The sequence below is a fragment of the Dehalococcoidia bacterium genome (genome assembly GCA_041649635.1).
Lineage (GTDB): Bacteria > Chloroflexota > Dehalococcoidia > E44-bin15 > E44-bin15 > JAYEHL01.
Window position 1 is genome coordinate 291,762 of the sequence record JBAZMV010000001.1, and the last position, 19,961, is coordinate 311,722.

Annotated in this window: 18 protein-coding genes; 10 read left to right on the forward strand and 8 right to left on the reverse strand. The window is 54.3% G+C overall.

Annotation, left to right across the window (positions count from 1 at the left end; genetic code table 11):
- The first annotated feature begins 66 nt into the window (after positions 1-66).
- Entirely contained in the window at positions 67-1,272 is a 1,206-nt protein-coding gene (locus WC562_01405) for a glycosyltransferase (GenBank protein ID MFA5054816.1), read from the forward strand.
- 23 nt (positions 1,273-1,295) lie between these two features.
- On the opposite strand, the gene WC562_01410 is transcribed toward WC562_01405, so the two are convergent.
- From WC562_01410 to guaA, 8 genes are all read right to left on the reverse strand, one after another.
- Positions 1,296-2,474, reverse strand: a complete 1,179-nt coding sequence (locus WC562_01410; GenBank protein MFA5054817.1) for a glycosyltransferase — start codon at positions 2,472-2,474, stop codon at positions 1,296-1,298.
- Positions 2,475-2,518: 44 nt separating this feature from the next.
- Entirely contained in the window at positions 2,519-3,205 is a 687-nt protein-coding gene (locus WC562_01415) for a glycosyltransferase family 2 protein (protein MFA5054818.1), read from the reverse strand.
- A 29-nt stretch (positions 3,206-3,234) separates the two neighbouring features.
- A complete protein-coding gene (purB, locus tag WC562_01420) occupies positions 3,235-4,527 on the reverse strand; it encodes an adenylosuccinate lyase (protein MFA5054819.1) in 1,293 nt (430 codons plus the stop codon).
- Positions 4,528-4,563: 36 nt separating this feature from the next.
- Positions 4,564-5,022, reverse strand: coding sequence for a 5-(carboxyamino)imidazole ribonucleotide mutase (purE, locus tag WC562_01425; GenBank protein MFA5054820.1), 459 nt, complete (start codon positions 5,020-5,022; stop codon positions 4,564-4,566).
- Positions 5,023-5,045: 23 nt separating this feature from the next.
- On the reverse strand, positions 5,046-6,128 hold the full coding sequence (locus WC562_01430; protein ID MFA5054821.1) for a geranylgeranyl reductase family protein: 1,083 nt from the start codon (positions 6,126-6,128) through the stop codon (positions 5,046-5,048).
- A complete protein-coding gene (gene purD / locus WC562_01435; protein ID MFA5054822.1) occupies positions 6,125-7,393 on the reverse strand; it encodes a phosphoribosylamine--glycine ligase in 1,269 nt (422 codons plus the stop codon). Before purD ends, WC562_01430 begins: the two co-directional genes overlap by 4 nt.
- A 177-nt stretch (positions 7,394-7,570) precedes the next feature.
- Positions 7,571-7,825, reverse strand: coding sequence for a demethoxyubiquinone hydroxylase family protein (locus WC562_01440; protein MFA5054823.1), 255 nt, complete (start codon positions 7,823-7,825; stop codon positions 7,571-7,573).
- Between the two features lie 20 nt (positions 7,826-7,845).
- On the reverse strand, positions 7,846-9,507 hold the full coding sequence (gene guaA / locus WC562_01445) for a glutamine-hydrolyzing GMP synthase (GenBank protein MFA5054824.1): 1,662 nt from the start codon (positions 9,505-9,507) through the stop codon (positions 7,846-7,848).
- A 52-nt stretch (positions 9,508-9,559) separates the two neighbouring features.
- Between guaA and WC562_01450 the strand changes: the two genes are divergently transcribed.
- From WC562_01450 to hflX, 9 genes are all read left to right on the forward strand, one after another.
- On the forward strand, positions 9,560-10,168 hold the full coding sequence (locus tag WC562_01450; GenBank protein MFA5054825.1) for an L-threonylcarbamoyladenylate synthase: 609 nt from the start codon (positions 9,560-9,562) through the stop codon (positions 10,166-10,168).
- Between the two features lie 10 nt (positions 10,169-10,178).
- Complete coding sequence (gene rpiB / locus WC562_01455; protein ID MFA5054826.1) at positions 10,179-10,604, forward strand: ribose 5-phosphate isomerase B; 426 nt, start codon at positions 10,179-10,181, stop codon at positions 10,602-10,604.
- Between the two features lie 85 nt (positions 10,605-10,689).
- The gene (gene dxs, locus WC562_01460; protein ID MFA5054827.1) at positions 10,690-12,570 is read left to right on the forward strand and encodes a 1-deoxy-D-xylulose-5-phosphate synthase; all 1,881 of its coding nucleotides are present in this window, start codon (positions 10,690-10,692) and stop codon (positions 12,568-12,570) included.
- Positions 12,571-12,611: 41 nt separating this feature from the next.
- Entirely contained in the window at positions 12,612-13,616 is a 1,005-nt protein-coding gene (locus tag WC562_01465; GenBank protein ID MFA5054828.1) for a polyprenyl synthetase family protein, read from the forward strand.
- A 112-nt stretch (positions 13,617-13,728) separates the two neighbouring features.
- The gene (locus WC562_01470) at positions 13,729-14,916 is read left to right on the forward strand and encodes a phosphoglycerate kinase (GenBank protein MFA5054829.1); all 1,188 of its coding nucleotides are present in this window, start codon (positions 13,729-13,731) and stop codon (positions 14,914-14,916) included.
- A gap of 168 nt (positions 14,917-15,084) precedes the next feature.
- Positions 15,085-16,299 (forward strand): 2,3-bisphosphoglycerate-independent phosphoglycerate mutase, encoded by a 1,215-nt coding sequence (locus WC562_01475; GenBank protein ID MFA5054830.1) that lies wholly within the window; start codon positions 15,085-15,087, stop codon positions 16,297-16,299.
- Position 16,300: 1 nt separating this feature from the next.
- Complete coding sequence (gene tpiA, locus WC562_01480) at positions 16,301-17,059, forward strand: triose-phosphate isomerase (GenBank protein ID MFA5054831.1); 759 nt, start codon at positions 16,301-16,303, stop codon at positions 17,057-17,059.
- Entirely contained in the window at positions 17,056-17,967 is a 912-nt protein-coding gene (gene miaA, locus WC562_01485; GenBank protein ID MFA5054832.1) for a tRNA (adenosine(37)-N6)-dimethylallyltransferase MiaA, read from the forward strand. Before tpiA ends, miaA begins: the two co-directional genes overlap by 4 nt.
- Before the next feature lie 359 nt (positions 17,968-18,326).
- Positions 18,327-19,433, forward strand: a complete 1,107-nt coding sequence (gene hflX, locus WC562_01490) for a GTPase HflX (GenBank protein MFA5054833.1) — start codon at positions 18,327-18,329, stop codon at positions 19,431-19,433.
- Positions 19,434-19,961: the final 528 nt, after the last annotated feature.

Here is a 19,961-nt window from a genome sequence, read left to right on the forward strand (position 1 = left end):
AACCACATTTATAGATGGCCAGTATAGATACGATTAATGCCAAGGTAAAAAGGGCGCATTTAAAATATGAAAATACTCTATGTATGTCCTTGGGCACATCTCCCCAGTCACAATCCACACTTTATAGCAAAGGAAAGCGCGGCTTTCCTTCAGGCCGGTGTAGATGTGGTTCTATGTACTTTTCAAGGTATTCTTGATAATAAAGAATCTACCGATATCATTCATAAAAAAGTTACTTCAACTTGGTATGGTTATCCATTAGGCTTGCTCTCACGGCTGTTGCATTCATCGATGAAATTAAGGTTAATTGCCGGTTTTATAGAACAGTCGGTTACATTATTTTTAGCGGTCAAGCTAAGAAAATCTCAAGCGTATGATTTTATCTTCTTGCGCGAAGGTGACCCTTTTATATTTCTACCGATACTACTAGGATTAGTACACAGTAATTACCGATGGGTGATCTCTCTCATAGGAACAAAATCAGTACGCTCTCCAAGAAATCTATATTATAGATTTATTAATGCTGGCATATGGAAACCAATTTATCGGCGCTCTTTATCCAGAAATCGTTTTATATTCATCTGCGAAAACGATGACATTAAGGAGAATTTTGAAGTCAATTTTCTGGATGGCATGCTTGCTGGATTGGTTAAGGTAATAGCGCCGGGAATCAAAGCGCCTCCAAGGGAAATATCCCAAAGAGAAGCGAGAAGCCATCTGAATCTACCTAAAGACAAGGTTTTCTTCCTTCACTTCGGAGCCTTGCACCCGGGCAAGGATATTGAAACAGTTATTTCTGCTATAAAAGATGTAGAGAACGCCGAGTTAGTTATTGCAGGAAAAGTGTATTCTGTTGACCTGGTATCCTTAGTCCAGCATTACGACATTCAGGATAAGTGTGTAATCAGAAACTATTATATTTCTGAAGCGGACAAGCAATATTACTTTGCAGCTTCTGATGCAATTATTCTATCTTACAGGAAATCATTTTCTCAAACAGCTTCTCAAGCTTGGGAGGCTGTAGGATTCAAGTTGCCTGTTATCGCCAGCGGTTCCTATGACTTAGGCCAAATGGTCAGAAATTATAAGATCGGTTTGTCTTTTTCGGCTGAGGATGCACTGTCCCTAAATAATGCGCTAAAGACTTTCATCGGATTGAGCCAAACTGAGAGGCAAACCTTCAAAGAGAACTGCGAAAAATTAAGCGCTGAATTCTCTATGCAAAGATGGACTGAGAAATTCATTGAAGTTACTAAATTGCTATATGACTAGAGGATAGTCTGTTTGCAGGATTCTCACTGCGTCTTCTCTCCGGAAATCAATCCTCCGATGATTCCCTCGTAGAGCCTCGCTATTTCATCCCAAGAAGCATGCTCCGAACGATAACTTAGTTCCTTGCCTGATACGAAAGCCTGATATACAGTCTCAATACTTTCCCTTATGGCATTGGAATCACCGGGCTTAACAAATATCGTACCAGGGTAATCCCCCATATATTCTCTTAACGCCGGCACATCCGACAGGACAATAGGTTTGCCATAGGTCAAAGCAATATGAGCTACGGCACTGCCGGAGGCTCTCAAATATGGCAAGGCTATTACATCCGAGGCGGAAAAATATTTGGGTATCATTGAATCCGGAACATATTCTGACACAAGCATGATCCGGCTCTTGTAGGGGGATTCATCCACGATCTTCCGCAGCAACTCGCCGTCCTCCCAAACCTCCCCTACAATAAGCAGTCGCATCCGCGAGGCTATTGAACCCGGCAAACTATTGAACGCTTCAATTAAATACGGAACGCCCTTGTAGCGTCTCACCAGGCCAAAATACAAAATTACGAAATCCGCGTCGATGCCCAACTCTTTTTTAGCTGACGATTGATCCACTGTATGGAAGTACTCTTGATATAAACCCATCGGCAGCACATGAACCCTTCGTTCGTTGATACGATATATATCAACGATCCGCTCCTTGTCGATTTGAGAGAAGGTCACATAGGCATCGAGTCCGCGTACAAACAGTCGACCCATCACTCTGGAATAAATCCTAAGAGGCCATATTCTCTCCTCCAATACATCAACCACTTCATGCATTTCCACTATGATTTTGGCTTTGATACCCAGTTTGTTGACCCATTTCAAGAATAGCTGCATATGAGCTACTGAAGACGTCCACCACATGATTACTATCACATCCGGGCGACGCCGTTTAAGGAACCTGTAAGCACCGAACCAGCTTAGAGGGGAGTTGTAATCCATGCCGTCGTATACATCTACGCCTGATGTTAAATCAACATAATACTGATCTTTGCCAACATGCTCCCGTCCCGGGAACAAGAATCTGGGCAACAAGTTGCGCAGCAATACCGCGGAGACCTGATTGCGCTTTGCTAACGCGTTGGCAAAAAAGATCGTGTGGGCAGTGATTCCGCTGAAGAAACGTTTGGAGGGACCGACCACACAGATTTTCATATCAACTTTGCTTTACATCTTCACCCGTAGCACGACGGGACTACTCACGAACTGCCAAACCTTTTCCTCAGTAAAGTGCGTCCGATCCGGAAACCGGCCTTTACCGATCCCAGCTTGCTGGCGGTGGGCCTTCTTCTATACCCGATGGGCACGGTTCCAATGCGGTAGCCGCGCTTTGCCACCTGCGCCAGCATGTTCGCCTCAAGGTCGAATCCGGCGGCATCGATGATCATATTCTTTATCACTTCGCGGCGGAAGCCCCAGAAGCCGGTGCAGAGATCGCTTATCCGCTTCATATAGAGCACGCTGGCCATGAACGAGAGAAGATAGTTTCCCACCAGGTTTAGCCTCTTTATGGAACCGGGATCCCTTTTCCCCTTCAGGCGGGAGCCCATCACCACATCGCAACCGCCCTCCAGCAGCTTCAGCATCTGAGTGATATGCACGGATGGATAGGTGTAGTCGGCGTCGAGCATGAAAATGAAATCCGCATCCGCCTGCTCGAATGCGGTGCGGATAGCCCGGCCTTTCCCGCGTTTTGGCTCGCTTATGACGCGGGCGCCTTTCGCCGCGGCGAGCTCGGCCGTCCTGTCCGTGCTGGCGTTATCGACGACCACGATTTCGACGCTGTAGCCCATGGCGACTATATCGGCGACGGGCACCTCGTCGATGACCTTGCCTATGGTTTCCTCTTCGTTGAGGGCCGGGAAGACCACCGATACCTTCTTCACAACACCTCGCTTTTTAAATCGACTTAAACTTAACCAAGTTTTAGTCTGGCGAATATCTCATCTACATGACGTGTGTAGTATTTATAGTCAAATATACCCGTCAATTCCTTCTTCGACAAGTATTTGGCACACTCCTTGTCTTTCGCAAGGAGATCGAAAAAGCTGACCTCATCCTTCCACGATTTCATAGCGTTGCGCTGCACGATGCCGTAAGCGGCCTGGCGGCTGAGACCTTTGTCGATCAGGGCCAGCATAACCCGCTGAGAGAAAACCAGGCCTCGTGTTCGCTCAAGATTGCGTTTCATGTGCTCGGGATAGACGCGCATGTCCCTGGCGATATATTTGAAAAGGTGAAACTGGTAATTTAGCACCAGGCAGGAGTCGGGAAGAGTGATACGCTCATTGGAGGAATGGCTGATGTCCCGCTCGTGCCACAGCGCCACGTTCTCCATGGCGGTGATGGAGTGGCCGCGGACGAGCCGCGCCAGCCCGCAGATGCGCTCGCACAGCTCCGGGTTGCGCTTGTGCGGCATGGCGGATGACCCCGTCTGCCCCTCCTCGAAAGGCTCCTCGACCTCCAGCGCCTCCGTCTTCTGCAAGCCTCTTATCTCGAAGGCGAACTTCTCCAGCGAGCTCGCGATTATAGCCAGCGTGGTAACGAACTGCGCGTGGCGGTCGCGCTGCAGCACCTGGTTCGATATCGGCGCGGGCTCCAGCCCCAGCTTGGCGCAGGCGATGCGCTCAACCTCGGGCGTTACCGTGGCGTAGGTGCCTACCGCGCCGGATATCTTGCCGACGGCTATCATCTTCCGCGCCTCGGCGAGCCTCTTCTCGTTGCGCTTCATCTCCTCGACCCACAGCGCCAGCTTTAGCCCGAACGTGGTCGGCTCGGCGTGGACGCCGTGCGTGCGCCCGATCATTATCGTATATTTGTGAGCCACCGCCTGCTTCTTCAGGATTGTGATTATCTCCCTGATATCCCTGGCCAGGATGCCGCCAGCCTCCACTAACTGCAGGCTCAGCGCCGTGTCCATGATGTCGGACGAGGTCAGCCCGAAATGGATGTAGCGGCTCTCCTCGCCCAGGCTCGCGGAAACCGTGCTCAGGAAGGCGGTGACATCATGGTGCGTCTTCTTCAGCGTCCGCGCGTACAGTTTGGCGTCGAAACGGGCCTTCTTTATCTTCGGTATGGCGCTCTTGGGGATAACGCCAAGTTCGGCCCAGGCCTCGCATACCGCGATCTCCACCTGAAGCCATTTTTCGAATTTGGATTTATCGGTCCAAACCTTTTTCATCCTCGGCCGTGAATATCGTGCAATCATCGCATTCCTTTTCCTGACTCGATATCGTGTTCGAGCCTATTTCGACCCTTCAGCCAGCTTCTTGCGGTACTTCTTATACGCAGCCCTTACCTTCGCATCCTTTAACGATATGATCGCGGCGGCCAGAAGGGCGGCGTTCTTGGCCCCGTCGATGGCCACACAGGCCACCGGTATGCCGCCGGGCATCTGAACGACCGCGTACAGCGCGTCCACGCCGCTTAATTTGCTCGTCGCCAGCGGGACGCCGACCACGGGCAGGGTGGTCCAGCTGGCTATGACCCCGGGGAGGTGGGCCGCGCCACCGGCCCCGGCGATTATCACATCGACGCCGCGCCCCTCGGCCTTCATACCGTACTCGCGTGCTTTATCCGGCGTCCGGTGCGCGGATATTATCGACACCTCGTATTCAATGCCGAGCTGTTTCAATATATCCAGCGCCGGCTGCATCAGCGGCTCATCCGTCTTGCTGCCCATTATCACACCGACTAACGACATGTCGAACCCCCCTGTAATATAAATCACGAATAAACGGGGCTGCTCCCCAGCAGAGCCCTGCACCCCAGACTCCAGAAACGGTCGCTCTTCTTTATCATGGTATAACACAAACGCGGACATCCGGTATATATCTTCAACAGCATACGGCCGAGCTCCAGGCCCGGCATCAGTTCGGCATCCACCGCTTTCTGATAGCCCCTCAGGTCGATTTTACCCGATTGCAATGCCGAGACGATAACAGGCGCCGCCAGCTTGGCGCTTTTGATCGCATAGAATATGCCTTCGCCGCTCAAAGGATGTATCAGCCCCGCGGCATCCCCGACGAGAAGCACGTTTTCTCTCTGTATCGAACTGCCCCTGCGGCGCATCGGCATCACGTGGCCGCTGAAATCAACTATATCGTACTCACCGAACTGCTGCAGGATGCGGTCCAGGTAAGGCTTGAAGATGCCCGATAACCGGGCCGGTCCGGTAACCCCGGCGGAGACGTGGCTCTTCTTGGGAAAAACCCACCCGTAACCGCCCGGTATCCGGCCGAAATCGACGCAGATGAAAGAACCCAGCGCATCGAGCTTATCCTGATCAATTGAGACCTCGGCCTCAAGCGCCAGTTCCCGCTGCGCATCCCTCATCAAATCCATTTTCGCGGCGACAACGCTGTTCGCGCCGTCCGCGCCCACGGCTATCTTTGCAAAATACGAGCCTTGCTTCGTGACAACTCCGACGCGTCCGGAGGAGACAGATACGTTTTCCACCCGCGTTCCGTCGATAACGGCCGCGCCCGCATCCCGAGCCTTGCTGACGAGCAAATGATCGAAATCGCGGCGCATGACCAGATGCGCCAGTGGATCGCGGTATTTCTTCACGCAGAAATCGCCGAGTTGATAAGAGATCTTCATGCCGTAGGCCACCCGCTGCGTAACGGCGCCTATATCGAAATCGAGCAGGGCGTGGGCGCGGAAGGTCACGCCGCCAGCACAGGTCTTATTGCGCGGCAGCTTCTCTTTTTCGATTATCAGAACCGAGATACCGCGGCGCGCCATCTCATAGCCCAGCGTTGAACCGGCGGGCCCGGCGCCGACGATGACCACGTCGTAAGCGTTCACCCTGTGACCTCTCTCAAAGCGATGTCGCGGCGGTAGTGGCAGCCGTCGAAACTTATTCTAGAAATATTATGATAGACCCTGTCCCGCGCCTCGGCGATGTTCCTGCCTAAAGCCGTTACGGTCAGCACGCGCCCACCGTCAGTACATATCTCGTCGTCCTTAAATTTGGTGCCCGCGTGAAAAATCATGACGTCATCGTCGACCTCATCCAATCCGGATATCGGGAATCCGGTAGCATACTTTCCGGGATAACCTCCCGAGGCCAGGATTACGCCGACACAGGCCTCATCACGCCATCGTATGTCGACGTCCTTTAAATTGCCGTCAACAACGGCCAGCATGATATCCACCAGGTCGCTGTCCAGCCGCGGCAGCATGGCCTGCGTCTCCGGATCGCCGAAGCGGCAGTTGAACTCCATCACCCTGGGCCCGTCCGCGGTGACCATCAGTCCGGCATAAAGAACGCCCTTATATGGATATCCCTCACTAGACATAGCTTTGACTGTAGGTTCGAGGATTGTCTTTTTTACCTTCGCGACCATATCCGGGCCGAAAAATCCCGGCGGGCTGTAGCTGCCCATGCCGCCCGTGTTAAGGCCGGTATCGCCGTCGCCTACGCGCTTGTAATCGCAGGCCGGCACCATAGGAACGACTGACACACCGTCAGTGAAGGCCAGCAGGCTCACTTCTTTCCCCACAAGACATTCTTCGATAATAACGCTGTCACCTGCGTCTCCAAAGGCGCGTTTCTCCATGATATCCGACACGGCCGACAGAGCCTCATCGGTTGTATTAGCGATGATAACGCCCTTGCCCGCGGCCAGACCGTCGGCCTTTAGCACGATAGGGCAGGGCTGTTTCTTTACATAACTCTTAGCCGCTTCGAACGACGTGAAGCTCTCGCTCTTCGCGCAGGGGATTCCGTACTTCTGCATCAATTCCTTGGAGAAGACCTTGCTGGCCTCTATCCGCGCCGCCGCCCTGGACGGCCCGAACACGCGCAGTCCGCGGCTCTCGAATAAATCTACGATGCCATACGCCAGCGGTACCTCCGGCCCGACCACGGTAAGGTCTATCTTATGTTCCTGCGCGGCCGCGGCTAGAGCGGCTATATCCGTCGGCTTGATATTCAATATCGAGGCGTTCACGGCGATGCCGGCATTGCCCGGCGCCGCGTATATCTCTGAAACCCTCGAACTGCGGCTCAGCTTCCACACCAGGGCATGTTCACGGGCCCCGTTGCCGACGACCAATACCTTCAGCAAAGACTTACTCCGTTTCTATTTGTCATCATCACGAACGCCGTCCGCCGTTCCTCGATGAAAGTAAATACTTGCAGGATGTGTGCCAGCAGCCTCATCATCCACCTCCGCTCATAGATAATCGTCTCTTGATATCAGAACCGACAAAGACGATATAGAAAGACTCAAAAGCGACGGGAGCTATATCCCCTCTTTTTTAAACATCTCGGCCTGCAGCGGATCCAGTTTCTGTATGAGCTTTGTGAGCTCGGCGACGTGCTCCTTCTCTTCATCACGGATGTGGGATAAAACCTTTATCGCGTTTTCGTCGGCAAGGGTATCGATATGCTCCTGATACTGATTGATGGCCTGAAGCTCCCCGATCAGATCCTCGCGAAGCATCTCCAGGTCTATCTCGATGGGATTTTCCTCTTCATATTCAGATTCAAAACTCATATCTTACGTCTCCTTAAACATTATTCCCATTCAATAGTCGCGGGCGGCTTGGAAGAGATATCATAGACCACGCGGTTCACCTCAGGCACCTCGTTAACGATACGATTGGATATCTGCGCCAGCAGGTCGTAAGGCAATCTGGCCCAGTCCGCGGTCATGGCGTCGTTCGATGTCACGGCGCGAATGGCGATAAGGTATCCATACGTACGGAAATCGCCCATAACGCCTACGCTTCTTGTATCGGTAAGCACGGCGAAACTCTGCCACAATTGATCGTAGAGTTTGGCCTTCTTTATCTCGTCCATCACTATCCAGTCGCAGGAGCGCAGTATCTCCAGCTTCTCGCGGGTCACTTCGCCGATGATCCTGATGGACAGACCCGGGCCGGGGAACGGCTGTCTCCAGACCATTTCCTGCGGCAATCCGAGCGCGGCCCCCACCTCCCTGACCTCATCCTTGAACAGATAGCGCAGCGGCTCCACCAGTGTCATAGTCATCTTAGAAGGAAGTCCGCCTACATTATGATGCGTCTTTATTTTTACCGCGGCCCTGTTCTCTGAAGTGACGCTCTCAATGACATCGGGATAAAGGGTGCCCTGGGCCAGATAATCGACTTTACCCAGCTTAGCCGCCTCTTCCTCGAACACATGGATAAATTCTTCACCGACCGCCTTGCGCTTCTGCTCGGGATCGATCACGTCTTTGAGCCGCCCCAGAAACCTGTCTGTGGCATCTATATAAACGATGTTCATCTTAAGATTGCGTCGGAAGGTATTGAGTATACGCTCGGCCTCATCCCGGCGCAGCAATCCGTTATTCACAAATATGCAGGTCAGTTGATCGCCCACCGCGCGGTGTATCAGCGCCGCCGTCACCGCCGAGTCAACGCCCCCCGACAGGGCGCATATGACCCTGCCACCCCCAACCTGGCTTTTTATACGCTCCACGCTCTCGGATATGAAGCTGCCGGGAGTCCAGTTGCCGCTGCAGCCGCAAATTTTATAAAGGAAGTTCTGCAGGATGTCCTTGCCGTTAGGCGTATGGGCCACCTCGGGATGGAACTGAAGGCCGATAACACCTTTATCGTTACCCATGGCGGCAACAGGTGAGTTTTCGGTATAACCCAGCGCGCTGAATCCGGGAGGGATCTCGGTTATCTCGTCTCCATGGCTCATCCAGACGGTCATGGACTGCGGCAATCCGTCGAAAATAGGTGATTTTATCGCGGACTGATGCAGGACCGAGTGCCCGTACTCGCGCTTGATCCCGGGCACAACCTTCCCCCCCAGTTGACGCGTAAGAACCTGCATGCCGTAGCAGATTCCCAGAATAGGGAGGTGGCTCTCATAGACATGGGCGGGGGCCAATGGAGCGTTATCGGCATATACGCTGGAGGGGCCTCCGGATAAGACCAATCCACGCGGTTTCAACGCAGCGATCTTTTCCCACGGGGAATCGTAGGGCATCAGCTCGCTATAGACATGGCACTCACGGATCCTTCTGGCGATGAGCAAGCTGTACTGCGAACCGAAGTCGAGGACCACCACCGCCTCCCGCTCAGCCCTCGGGGCATTGCCCTCAACAGGAGCCTCGCCAGCCTTCTGCTTAGCGATCTCTAAATACGCGGAAACTTCCAGGTCGTCACTAGTTCTTACCCGGAAGCTATCTTCTCTTCGATCCATCGCCAGCAGTTTCCTCGACCACAGCTTATCATTATGATATACTTGCGTCAAGATGGAGAAGCTGGTTGAAAGGGCGGTCAAAATCCTGAAAAATGGCGGCATCGTCGCTTTCCCAACAGATACGGTTTACGGGCTGGGCGCCAACGCCTTCAACGAGGATGCGGTGCTCAGGGTATACGAAGCCAAGGCCAGGCCGCGGGAATTCGCGCTGACGCTTCTGCTGGCTGATATATCGCAGATAAAGATCGTAGCCGAGAACGTGCCGAAAATAGCGTGGAAACTGGCGGAGCGATTCATGCCCGGCGCGCTGACCATTGTGCTGCAGAAATCAATGGCGGTATCTAACATGATCACGGGAGACGGCGATACGGTAGCGGTCAGGGTGCCGGACCACCCGGTGCCGGTAGCCATTGTCAGGGGGCTTGGCGCGCCCATTACCGGGACCAGCGCCAACAGGAGCGGGTCTCCCAGCCCGGTGACGGCAGAGGAAGTATATAAGCAACTAAGAAACAAAGTGGATCTCATAGTCGATGGAGGGAAGTGTCCCTTAGGCGTTTCTTCCACAGTTATCGACCTGACTATCGATCCTCCGAAGATCATAAGATATGGCACTATCACCAGAGAGCAGATCATAAACGTCTGCAAATGCCGTATAGAATAAAGGAGGTCTAATGCGCATCGCTATTGGCTGCGATCACAGGGGACTGAACCTGAAACAAGCGATTATCAGATCGCTTTCCGAGGCCGGTCACCAATTCGAGGATGCCGGCACCAACGATACCGCGTCGGTGGATTATCCTGACATAGCAATAAAGGTAGGGAGAGCGGTAGCGTCCGGCAAGGCAGAATATGGCATTCTGATCTGCGGCACCGGCATAGGTATGTGCATCGCGGCTAACAAGATAAAGGGCATACGCGCCGCCAACTGCAGCGATACCTTTTGCGCCGTCCGCGGCCGGGCCCACAACAACGCCAATGTGCTCTGTCTTGGCGGAGACATACTGGCGGAGGTACTGGCGCTGGAGATAGTTAATACATTTATCTCTACGGAATTCCTTGGAGGGAGGCACCAGCGCCGACTGGACAAAATGGAATAGCGCAACGCGAATCGATTCGTTGACAGCGCCCGGCGCTAATTGCTAATATGAAAACTGATATTACTAAACATAAAGAGAGAACGCGGTGTTTCTGGAGAATATAAACGAACCGTCCGATCTGCAGAACCTTACGCCCGATCAACTGACGCGTCTGGCCGCCGATATTAGAAACAGGATATTGGACACAGTGAGTGCGAACGGCGGGCATCTGGCCTCAAGCCTGGGCGCGGTTGAACTTACCATTGCGCTGCACCGCAGCTTCAACAGTCCCGTCGATAAGATACTCTGGGATGTAGGCCATCAGTCATACGCGCACAAGCTGCTGACCGGAAGAAAAGATCGATTCAGCAAGATACGGCAGTACGGCGGGCTGAGCGGATTCCCGGACCGTAGCGAGAGCCCTCACGACCACTTCGGCGCGGGACATGCCTCAACATCGATCTCCGCCGCGCTGGGCATGGCCAAGGCGCGCGATCTCGCGGGGGCAGATTACCATGTCGTCGCGGTGATAGGGGACGGCTCGCTAACGGGGGGTATGGCCTTCGAAGCTATCAACCATGCCGGACAGCTCGGATGCCGGCTGATAGTGGTCCTCAACGACAACGGCATGGCTATTTCACCCTCGATTGGGGCGCTATCAAGGCAATTCTCTCGACTGCGTTTCACCCGCCGCTATTATCAGGCGAGGAAAGAGGCTTCCCACATCGTAAATAGAATGCCGATGAAGCGGCAGTTCCTTCAAATACTGTCCACGCTGGAAAAAGGCGTTAAAGGGATGATCATCCCCTCCATGTTCTGGGAGGAACTGGGCTTCACCTACATGGGCCCCATAGACGGCCACAATATAAACGAGCTTGAGGCGGCATTCACACGCGCCAAGGGCTATGATAAACGTCCGCTGCTGATACACGTGGTCACCACCAAGGGAAAAGGCTACAGCCCCGCCGAAGACGACGCCGTTAGCTTTCACGGAGTCTCGCCGAATGGCGCCGAGACGGCCAAAACCCCTTCCTTCAGCGAGATTTTTGGACGCACCATGCTGCGACTGGCCAAAGAAGAGCCAAGGCTGGTCGCCATAACCGCGGCCATGACCGAAGGCACCGGCCTCAATTTCATGAGCAGGGAACTGCCGAAGAGGGTCTTCGATGTCGGCATTTGCGAACAGCACGCGGTAACATTCGCGGCGGGACTGGCCACGCAGGGATACATCCCCGTCGTCGCCATATACTCGACGTTCCTGCAGCGCGCCCTGGACCAGATCATTCACGATGTATGCATACAGAACCTGCCGGTCGTCTTCGCCATCGACCGCGGCGGCATAGTAGGAGAGGACGGCAAAACACATCAGGGCAGCTTCGATCTGTCTTATTTGAGCTTCATTCCCAACATGGTGCTGGCCGCGCCAAAGGACGAGAACGAACTGCGGCACCTGCTGTACACCGCCGTCCGCGCCCGCCGCCCCTTTGCAATCCGCTACCCCAGGGGCCGCGGCCTGGGAGTGCCGCTCGACGAAGAATTGCGGGAAATACCGATAGGAAAGTGGGAGACATTGCGAGGCGGGAACGACGCGGCTATCTTCGCCACGGGACGCAGCGTTCAATACGCGGTAACCGCCGCGGAGAAGCTGGCGAAGGCCGGCATCGAGTGCACCGTAGTCAACTCGCGGTTCATCAAACCGCCGGACTACGAGATGATATCCGCCCTGGCCGGGAGCCATAAGCGCTTCATCACGGTGGAGGAGAACGCCGTCAGCGGCGGCTTCGGCAGCACGATCGTTTCGTTGATAAAGAGCGCGAACCCGGACACCGTGGTTGAATGTATCGGCATACCGGACGAGTTCGTAGTCCATGGCCCCCAGGAGGTACTCCGCGCGAAATATAACCTCGACGCGGATGGGATCGCGCAACGCGTCGTCTCGGCCTTCCCCGATCTGAGCGCGCGGACACCGACCAAGACAAAGAGATAGCTCAATCTTATTCAATCACATTTTTCTTTTGAGAGAAGTACATGGATCTGCCTGAAGCTTTTCATCGCTACCGGAACGACATAGTGAAAGAGCTTGCCGCCAATATTAACGGAGGCAAGCTGGCCATGTATGACATGATGCGCTACCATATGGGCTGGGTCGACGAGGGAGGCAACCTTCAGGACGCCGGCGGCAAGCTGGTAAGACCCACGCTGCTTCTGCTCGCGTGCGAGTGCGTCGGTGGCGACTGGCGCGCGGCGCTGCCCGCGGCGGCGGCGGTGGAACTGGTGCACAACTTCTCGCTGATACATGACGACATCGAGGACGGCGACGAGGAGCGCAGACAGCGCGCCACCGTCTGGCGCATATGGGGCGAATCGCAGGCGATAAACCTCGGCGATGCCATGCACGCAATGTCCAGGCTGGCCCTGAACCGGCTGGACGACAGCGTTGCCGATCCAAGGAAAATGCTTAACGCGGCAGGCATCCTGGACCAGACCTGCCTGGAACTATGCGAAGGTCAATACCTTGACATACTGTATGAAAGCAAATTTGACATAAATATAGACGACTATATGCTGATGACGGACCTGAAAACAGCCTCGCTGATCACATGCTCCGTCAAGCTTGGCGCCCTGCTGGGCACGGACGACGAGAAGTTGGTGCAAAGGTTCGAACGATTCGGCAGGAAGCTGGGCATGGCATACCAGATGATAGACGATGTGCTGGGCATCTGGGGCGACGAGCCGTTCAGCGACATACTTAAGAGGAAAAAGACCCTGCCCATAATCTACGCGCTTGAGAACATCGGCGATAAGGATCGAAAGAGACTGATGGAGATATACAACGGCAGGTCGATCGGCCGGGTCAAGGTGCGTCAGGTCATCGATATTCTAAACCGGCTGCATGCCGAGCAATACTCGAGAAATATGGCGCAGCAATACTACAACGAGGCGCTGGAGGAACTCGGCGAGGACGGCCTGTCCGCTACGGTTTGCGGAGAGTTAAAAGAGGTCACCGACTTTCTCATAGATAGAGAGTACTAGATAAACCAAGTCAACGGTGAGTAGAATCGAGATTACTTCAAATCAGGCCTTTCTAAATCTATATCAAGTGATTATGATAGTAATCTAAAAGAGAGTTTTCGAGAGGTGTGACATGGAAAAGAAAACTGTCAGGGACGTCGATGTAGCGGGGAAGCGCGTTCTGGTGCGCGTAGACCTGAACGTTCCTCAGGATGAAAAGACCGGCGCGATCTCCGACGACACGCGCATAAAGGCGGTGGTGCCGACTATCAGTTATCTTGTCGACAGAAAAGCCCGCGTTATACTGTGCTCCCACCTCGGTCGGCCCAAGGGCAAAACTGTCGATGCGCTCAGGCTGGCGCCGATAGCAAAACGTTTATCCGAAATCCTCGGCAAGCCGATAGCAACGACCCGGGACTGCATCGGCCCGGACGTAGAGCAGGCAGCCGCCGCGCTTCAAGACGGCGACATACTTATGCTTGAGAACCTGCGCTTCCATGATGAGGAGGAGAAGAACGACGCGGGGTTCTCGCAGGCGCTGGCCAAGCTGGCCGATATATACGTGAACGACGCCTTCGGCACGGCCCACCGCGCCCATGCCTCCACGGAGGGCGTCACCAGACACCTGCCCGCGGTAGCCGGCTTTCTCATGGAAAAAGAGATAGTGACTATGGGCAAGGCATTGACCAATCCCACACATCCTTTTGCCGGCGTCATCGGCGGCGCAAAGATAAGCGACAAGATCGGCATGCTGGACAATATACTTGATAAAGTGACCGTATTGCTCGTAGGCGGCGGCATGGTCGCAACCTTCCTCAAAGCGCTAAAATATGAAGTAGGCAAATCTTCCGTCGAGGACGATAAACTGGAACTGGCTGGGAAGCTCATGGATAAAGCTAAGACTAAAGGTGTGAATCTTCTCCTGCCTGTCGATTTAGTCGTCGCGGACAAATTCGCCGCCGACGCCAAATCCAAGACCGTGGCCGTCGATAACGTGCCCGGCGACTGGCTGATCATGGACATCGGACATAAGACAATCGACGTGTACGAGAACGAACTGAAGAAGTGCAAGACGGTCATCTGGAACGGCCCGATGGGCGTTTTTGAATATCCCAAGTTCAGCAGGGGCACGGCGAGCATCGCCAAAACGCTGGCCGGATTGCAGGCGACGACCATAATAGGAGGAGGCTCCACCGCCGAGGCCGTGGAGGAGATGGGGCTGGCGGAGAAGATGACGCATGTATCGACGGGGGGCGGCGCTTCGCTTGAATTCCTGGAAGGTAAAATCCTGCCCGGCGTGGCGGCGCTTCAGGATAAGTAGTGGCTGTCTTCGGATTAAAGGGGCAGGAGAAATCTTCTGCCGGATTTAGGCGAGACGTAGGGGCAGACCTGAGTGTCTGCCCGCAGCGGGCGAACACATAGGTTCGCCCCTACCAAACAACCGATGTATGATAGGATATCAGTTCAGAAAGTCTGAAAGAGGTCGGTCATGATTAGCTTAGAACAGATAAAGCTTTTAGCGGAATCCACTCCTTCCAAGATCATATTCCTTGTCATGGACGGACTGGGCGGCCTGCCGCACCCCGATACTGGAAAGACGGAGCTTGAGAGCGCCCGCAGGCCGAACCTTAACCGTCTGGCAAAAGACGGCATCTGCGGATTGAGCACAACGGTCAGCACCGGCATAACGCCGGGCAGCGCGCCGGGACACCTGGCCATATTCGGCTATAACCCGCTGGAACCGAATTATCAGATAGGGCGCGGCGTGCTTGAGGCGCTGGGTATCGGCTTCGACCTGAAAGACGGCGACCTGGCCATCAGGGGCAACTTCTGCACCATCGACAAGGCCGGAAAGATAACCGACCGCAGGGCCGGCCGCATCCCGACGGAGGTGTGCGAGGAGCTGTGCGCAAAGCTGAGCAAGATCAAAGTGAAGGGAGCGCAGACCTTCGTACGCCCGGTCAAGGAGCACCGCTTCGTACTCGTTTTTCGCGGTAAGAACCTCGCCGACGATATCGAGGACACCGACCCGCAGAAGTTGGGGGCGGCGCCTCTGCCTGCCAAAGCGAAGCGACCTGCCGCTAAAGCAACGGCGGCGATAGTGAACGAATTTCTCGACAGCGCCCGCAAAGCACTGGCCAAAGAGCATCCGACGAACATGGTCCTGCTGCGCGGTTTCGCCAAGTATCCGCCGCAGGTGCCGCCGATGTCCGAGGTTTTTAAGCTCAAACCGGCGGCAATCGCCGTATACCCCATGTACCGCGGGCTGGCTAAAGTGGTTGGCATGGACATACTCAATGCCGGCATTTCGATTAAGGACGAATTTGCCACTGTCGCCAAACACTACAAAAAATACGATTTCTTCTTCATCCATATCAAAGGCACCGACAGCTCAGGCGAGGACGGCGACTTCGCCCGGAAGGTAAAAGTCATCGAGGAAGTCGACCGCGAGCTGCCGAAATTAACCGGACTCAAACCCGACGTTATAGTCGTCACCGCCGATCATTCCACCCCCGCGCTGCTCAAGGGCCACAGCTGGCACCCCGTGCCATTCCTGCTGTGTTCGAAGTATTGCCGCCGCGACGATGTCAAGGAATTCTCCGAGAGCGCCTGCGCACACGGAGCGCTGGGCGTCTTCCCGGCAATAGATATCGTGCCGCTGGCCTTGGCCAACGCCCTGAAACTAGACAAATACGGAGCGTAACATGAGAAGATTATTTATCGCAGGCAACTGGAAGATGAACACGACGCTGATGGAGGCCGTCGACCTCGTGAACGAGATGAAAGAGCCTCTCGACAAGTTCGAGAACGTAGACAAGGTCGTATGCCCGCCTTTTATCTCGCTGGCCGTCATTTCCGAGATACTCATGGATTCGTCCATCATGGTCGGCGCTCAGAACGTCTATTTCAAGGAAAAGGGCGCATTCACCGGAGAGATATCGCCGTCGATGCTCGTCGATATCTGCGAGTATGTAATAATAGGGCATTCCGAGCGAAGGCAGTACTTCGGCGAGACGGATGAAACGGTAAATAAAAAGGTCAAGGCGGCGCTGGATGCAGGGCTTAAGCCGATTATATGCGTCGGCGAGAACCTGGACCAGAACAAGGCGGGCGAGACCGAGAATGTGGTCACGGGCCAGGTAAAGAGAGCGCTCGACGACGTAAATTACTCGCCGTCGATAGTGATCGCATACGAGCCGATATGGGCCATAGGGACAGGAATGGCGGCAACGGGAAATGACGCCAACGCTACCATTAAAATAATCAGAAGCACCATAGCCGAGATATACAACGGCAGGGCAGCCCAGGACATGCGCATCCTCTATGGAGGCAGCGTAACCGCGGCTAACATCGTAGAGTTTATCAGCCAGCCCGATATCGACGGCGGCCTGGTAGGCGGCGCAAGCCTGAAAGCTGCGGAATTCATCAGCATGGTGGAGCAGGCGGCAGCGATCCGCAAATGAACCGCATCGCAGCAATAGTAGGGCCTACGGCGACGGGCAAGAGCGCCCTTGCTGTCGAGCTGGCAACTGCGCTCGGCGGCGAGATAGTGAGCGCGGACAGCCGCCAGGTCTACAGGTACATGGACATCGGCACCGCCAAGCCGGGCGCTGACGACAGAGCGAAAGTCCCCCACCATCTTATTGACATAATTAATCCAGACGAAGATTTCACCCTCGCAACCTATCAGGAGCTGGCTTTTCAAGCGATAGGCGATATCCAGCGGCGGGGCAAGCTGCCACTCCTGGTGGGGGGCAGCGGCCTGTACGTGAGAGCCGTCACCGGCGGTCTCGTCATCCCCAGGGTCGCACCCGACCCTGAACTAAGGCGCAGACTCGAGGATAGGGCGGAGCACGACGGTTATCAGTCCCTATACAACGAACTCATAAAAGTCGATCCTGACGCAGCTGGGAAGATCGACCCGCGCAACGTCCGCCGCGTGATACGCGCCCTGGAGGTTTGCCTCACCGCCGGCGTCCCTTTCTCGCAACTCCAGCGATCATCTCCCAAGTTATCGACTCTGATGATAGGATTAACCACGGCAAGGGAAGACCTGTATAGAAGGATCGACGCCAGGGTCGATGAAATGATTCAACGCGGGCTCGTCGATGAGATCAGAGGTTTGCTCGACAGCGGCTACTCGCCCGAGCTGCCAGCGATGTCCGGCCTGGGCTACAAGCAAATCGTTGCCTATCTAAAGGGTGAAACCACCATCAACGAGGCGATACAGCGGATAAAGTACGAGACGCACCGCTTCGCGCGAAGCCAGTACGCCTGGTTCCGTCCCAAAGATGCGAATATACACTGGTTCGATATCAGAAACCAGCCGCTTGAGCCGATACGCCGCCTTATTACATCAAGCCTGCGTTGAGCAGTGCCCCGTTTTTAAGCTCTAACCCTTGGTGTTATACTAAGATAGAATCGACTTAAGTACTGAATACAAAAGAGGTGTCCTTCCAGTACTGGAAGGACCGGGGGAAATCGGGGGTGTTCCCCGACCCACCGTTCCCCCAAGATTGGGGGTTAGGGGGTTGAACTTCATTTTGAAATATATACTTAAAAACCAAAGTCACAAAAGACAGTCATGATAAAGAGTTAACGAAGAAAAGAATAAAATACTTAACATAAGGTAAGAAGATAGCTAAAAAATCGCGCATATACGACACAGACCCCCCGAACAGCAAACGGCAACTCCACCCGACATGGCCGTCGCATGAGAAGGCCTTCCTCGTGGGCATGGAGGTGAAGGGCGGCGCAAGCGCTTGGTCGACGGAGGACTCAATAGAAGAGCTGGCTCAGCTGGCGCGGACGGCGGGAGCACAGGTAGAGGGCGCCATTATACAGCGTCTGCAAAGACCGAACCACTCGTACTACATAGGACAGGGCAAGGTGGAGGAGATTGCCGCGTTGCGTGATGAGGTCGGCTACAATGTAGTCATCTTTGACGATGAGCTGTCACCTGTGCAGCAGCGCAACCTCGAGGATGTCCTCGTGGTAAAAGTAATCGACCGCACGGCCCTGATCCTCGATATCTTCGCCAAACGCGCCCAAACCCGCGAGGGACGCCTGCAGGTGGAGCTGGCGCAGCTCGAATACCTGTTGCCGAGGCTGGTAGGGCAATGGAGCCACCTGGAACGCCTCGGCGGCGGCATCGGCACCAGGGGCCCCGGCGAGTCGCAGTTGGAGACGGACCGCAGAATAATAAAACGCAAGATACTGCGCCTCAAGGACGAGATCGAGGGCGTAAGAAAACACCGCGCCCTTTACCGCCGACAGCGCACGACCAGCTCCATCCCGGTAGTCTCAATGGTCGGTTACACCAACTCGGGCAAAAGCACTTTGATGAACGCCTTAAGCAATGCCGGAGTATTCGTCGAGAATAAACTATTCGCCACGCTCGACCCCACGACGAGGAGAATCGCGCTGCCTAACCGTCAGGAGATACTTCTGACCGACACCGTGGGATTCATCCAGAAGCTGCCCACGACGCTTGTGGCCGCATTCAGGGCCACTTTGGAGGAATTAGACGAAGCCGACTTATTGCTTCATGTTATCGACATCACGCACCGCAACGCGGCCGAGCAAAGCGCGACGGTTGAGCAGATACTGCGGGAACTGGAGCTGGCCGATAAACCCAGGATAGAGGTCCTCAATAAGCTCGACCTGATGGTGCCCGGAGAAAATGAAATGGGGGATTTCATTTCGCAAAATCCCGCCGCCGGAAAAGATGCCGTGCTGATCTCCGCGGCAAAAAGATGGGGGCTCAAAGCGCTTCTGGAAAAAATCGCTTCCATACTAGCGGAAAGTGGTTCGCACAATAGTGGTTATGTCGAATAAAGCACTACTGGACGGGGTTGCGTTGACATAATATATGGGTTTTATTTACACATGAAACTGTTCGTGCTGCAACGTAGAATCTGGACACTAACCGTGGGAAAAAGAGGCTACTTGCTGGTTTTAACGGGTTTCCATATATAGACGGAGTCATCCAGGCCCGATTTGAGCCCGCTAAACTACACCGTCGCCCCGGATATTAACTACTTCTGGCCGCTCACAGACTTGGCGATCTTAACTATGGCACACTCGCCTTGGGTCCACCACGCACACCTATCCTCCCTGCACAACCCGGGAGTCCCGTCTTCCCTTACCGGTGCTATCGGACATGTCTTTTTAATCTCTGGTGCGCCCATGATGTGCCTCCCCTTTTTTTCAGCCTACTTTAAATCCGATAGGTCTTCATATAAGCTCTTTGCGTTACTCTTTATGCATTATACAACAAATACAACAAATGACGCCCTGCGTTTAACAGGCATTCCCTTAAGGACACATCATGTCCTTGCCGTTATATGACTCTGAGTTTATAAT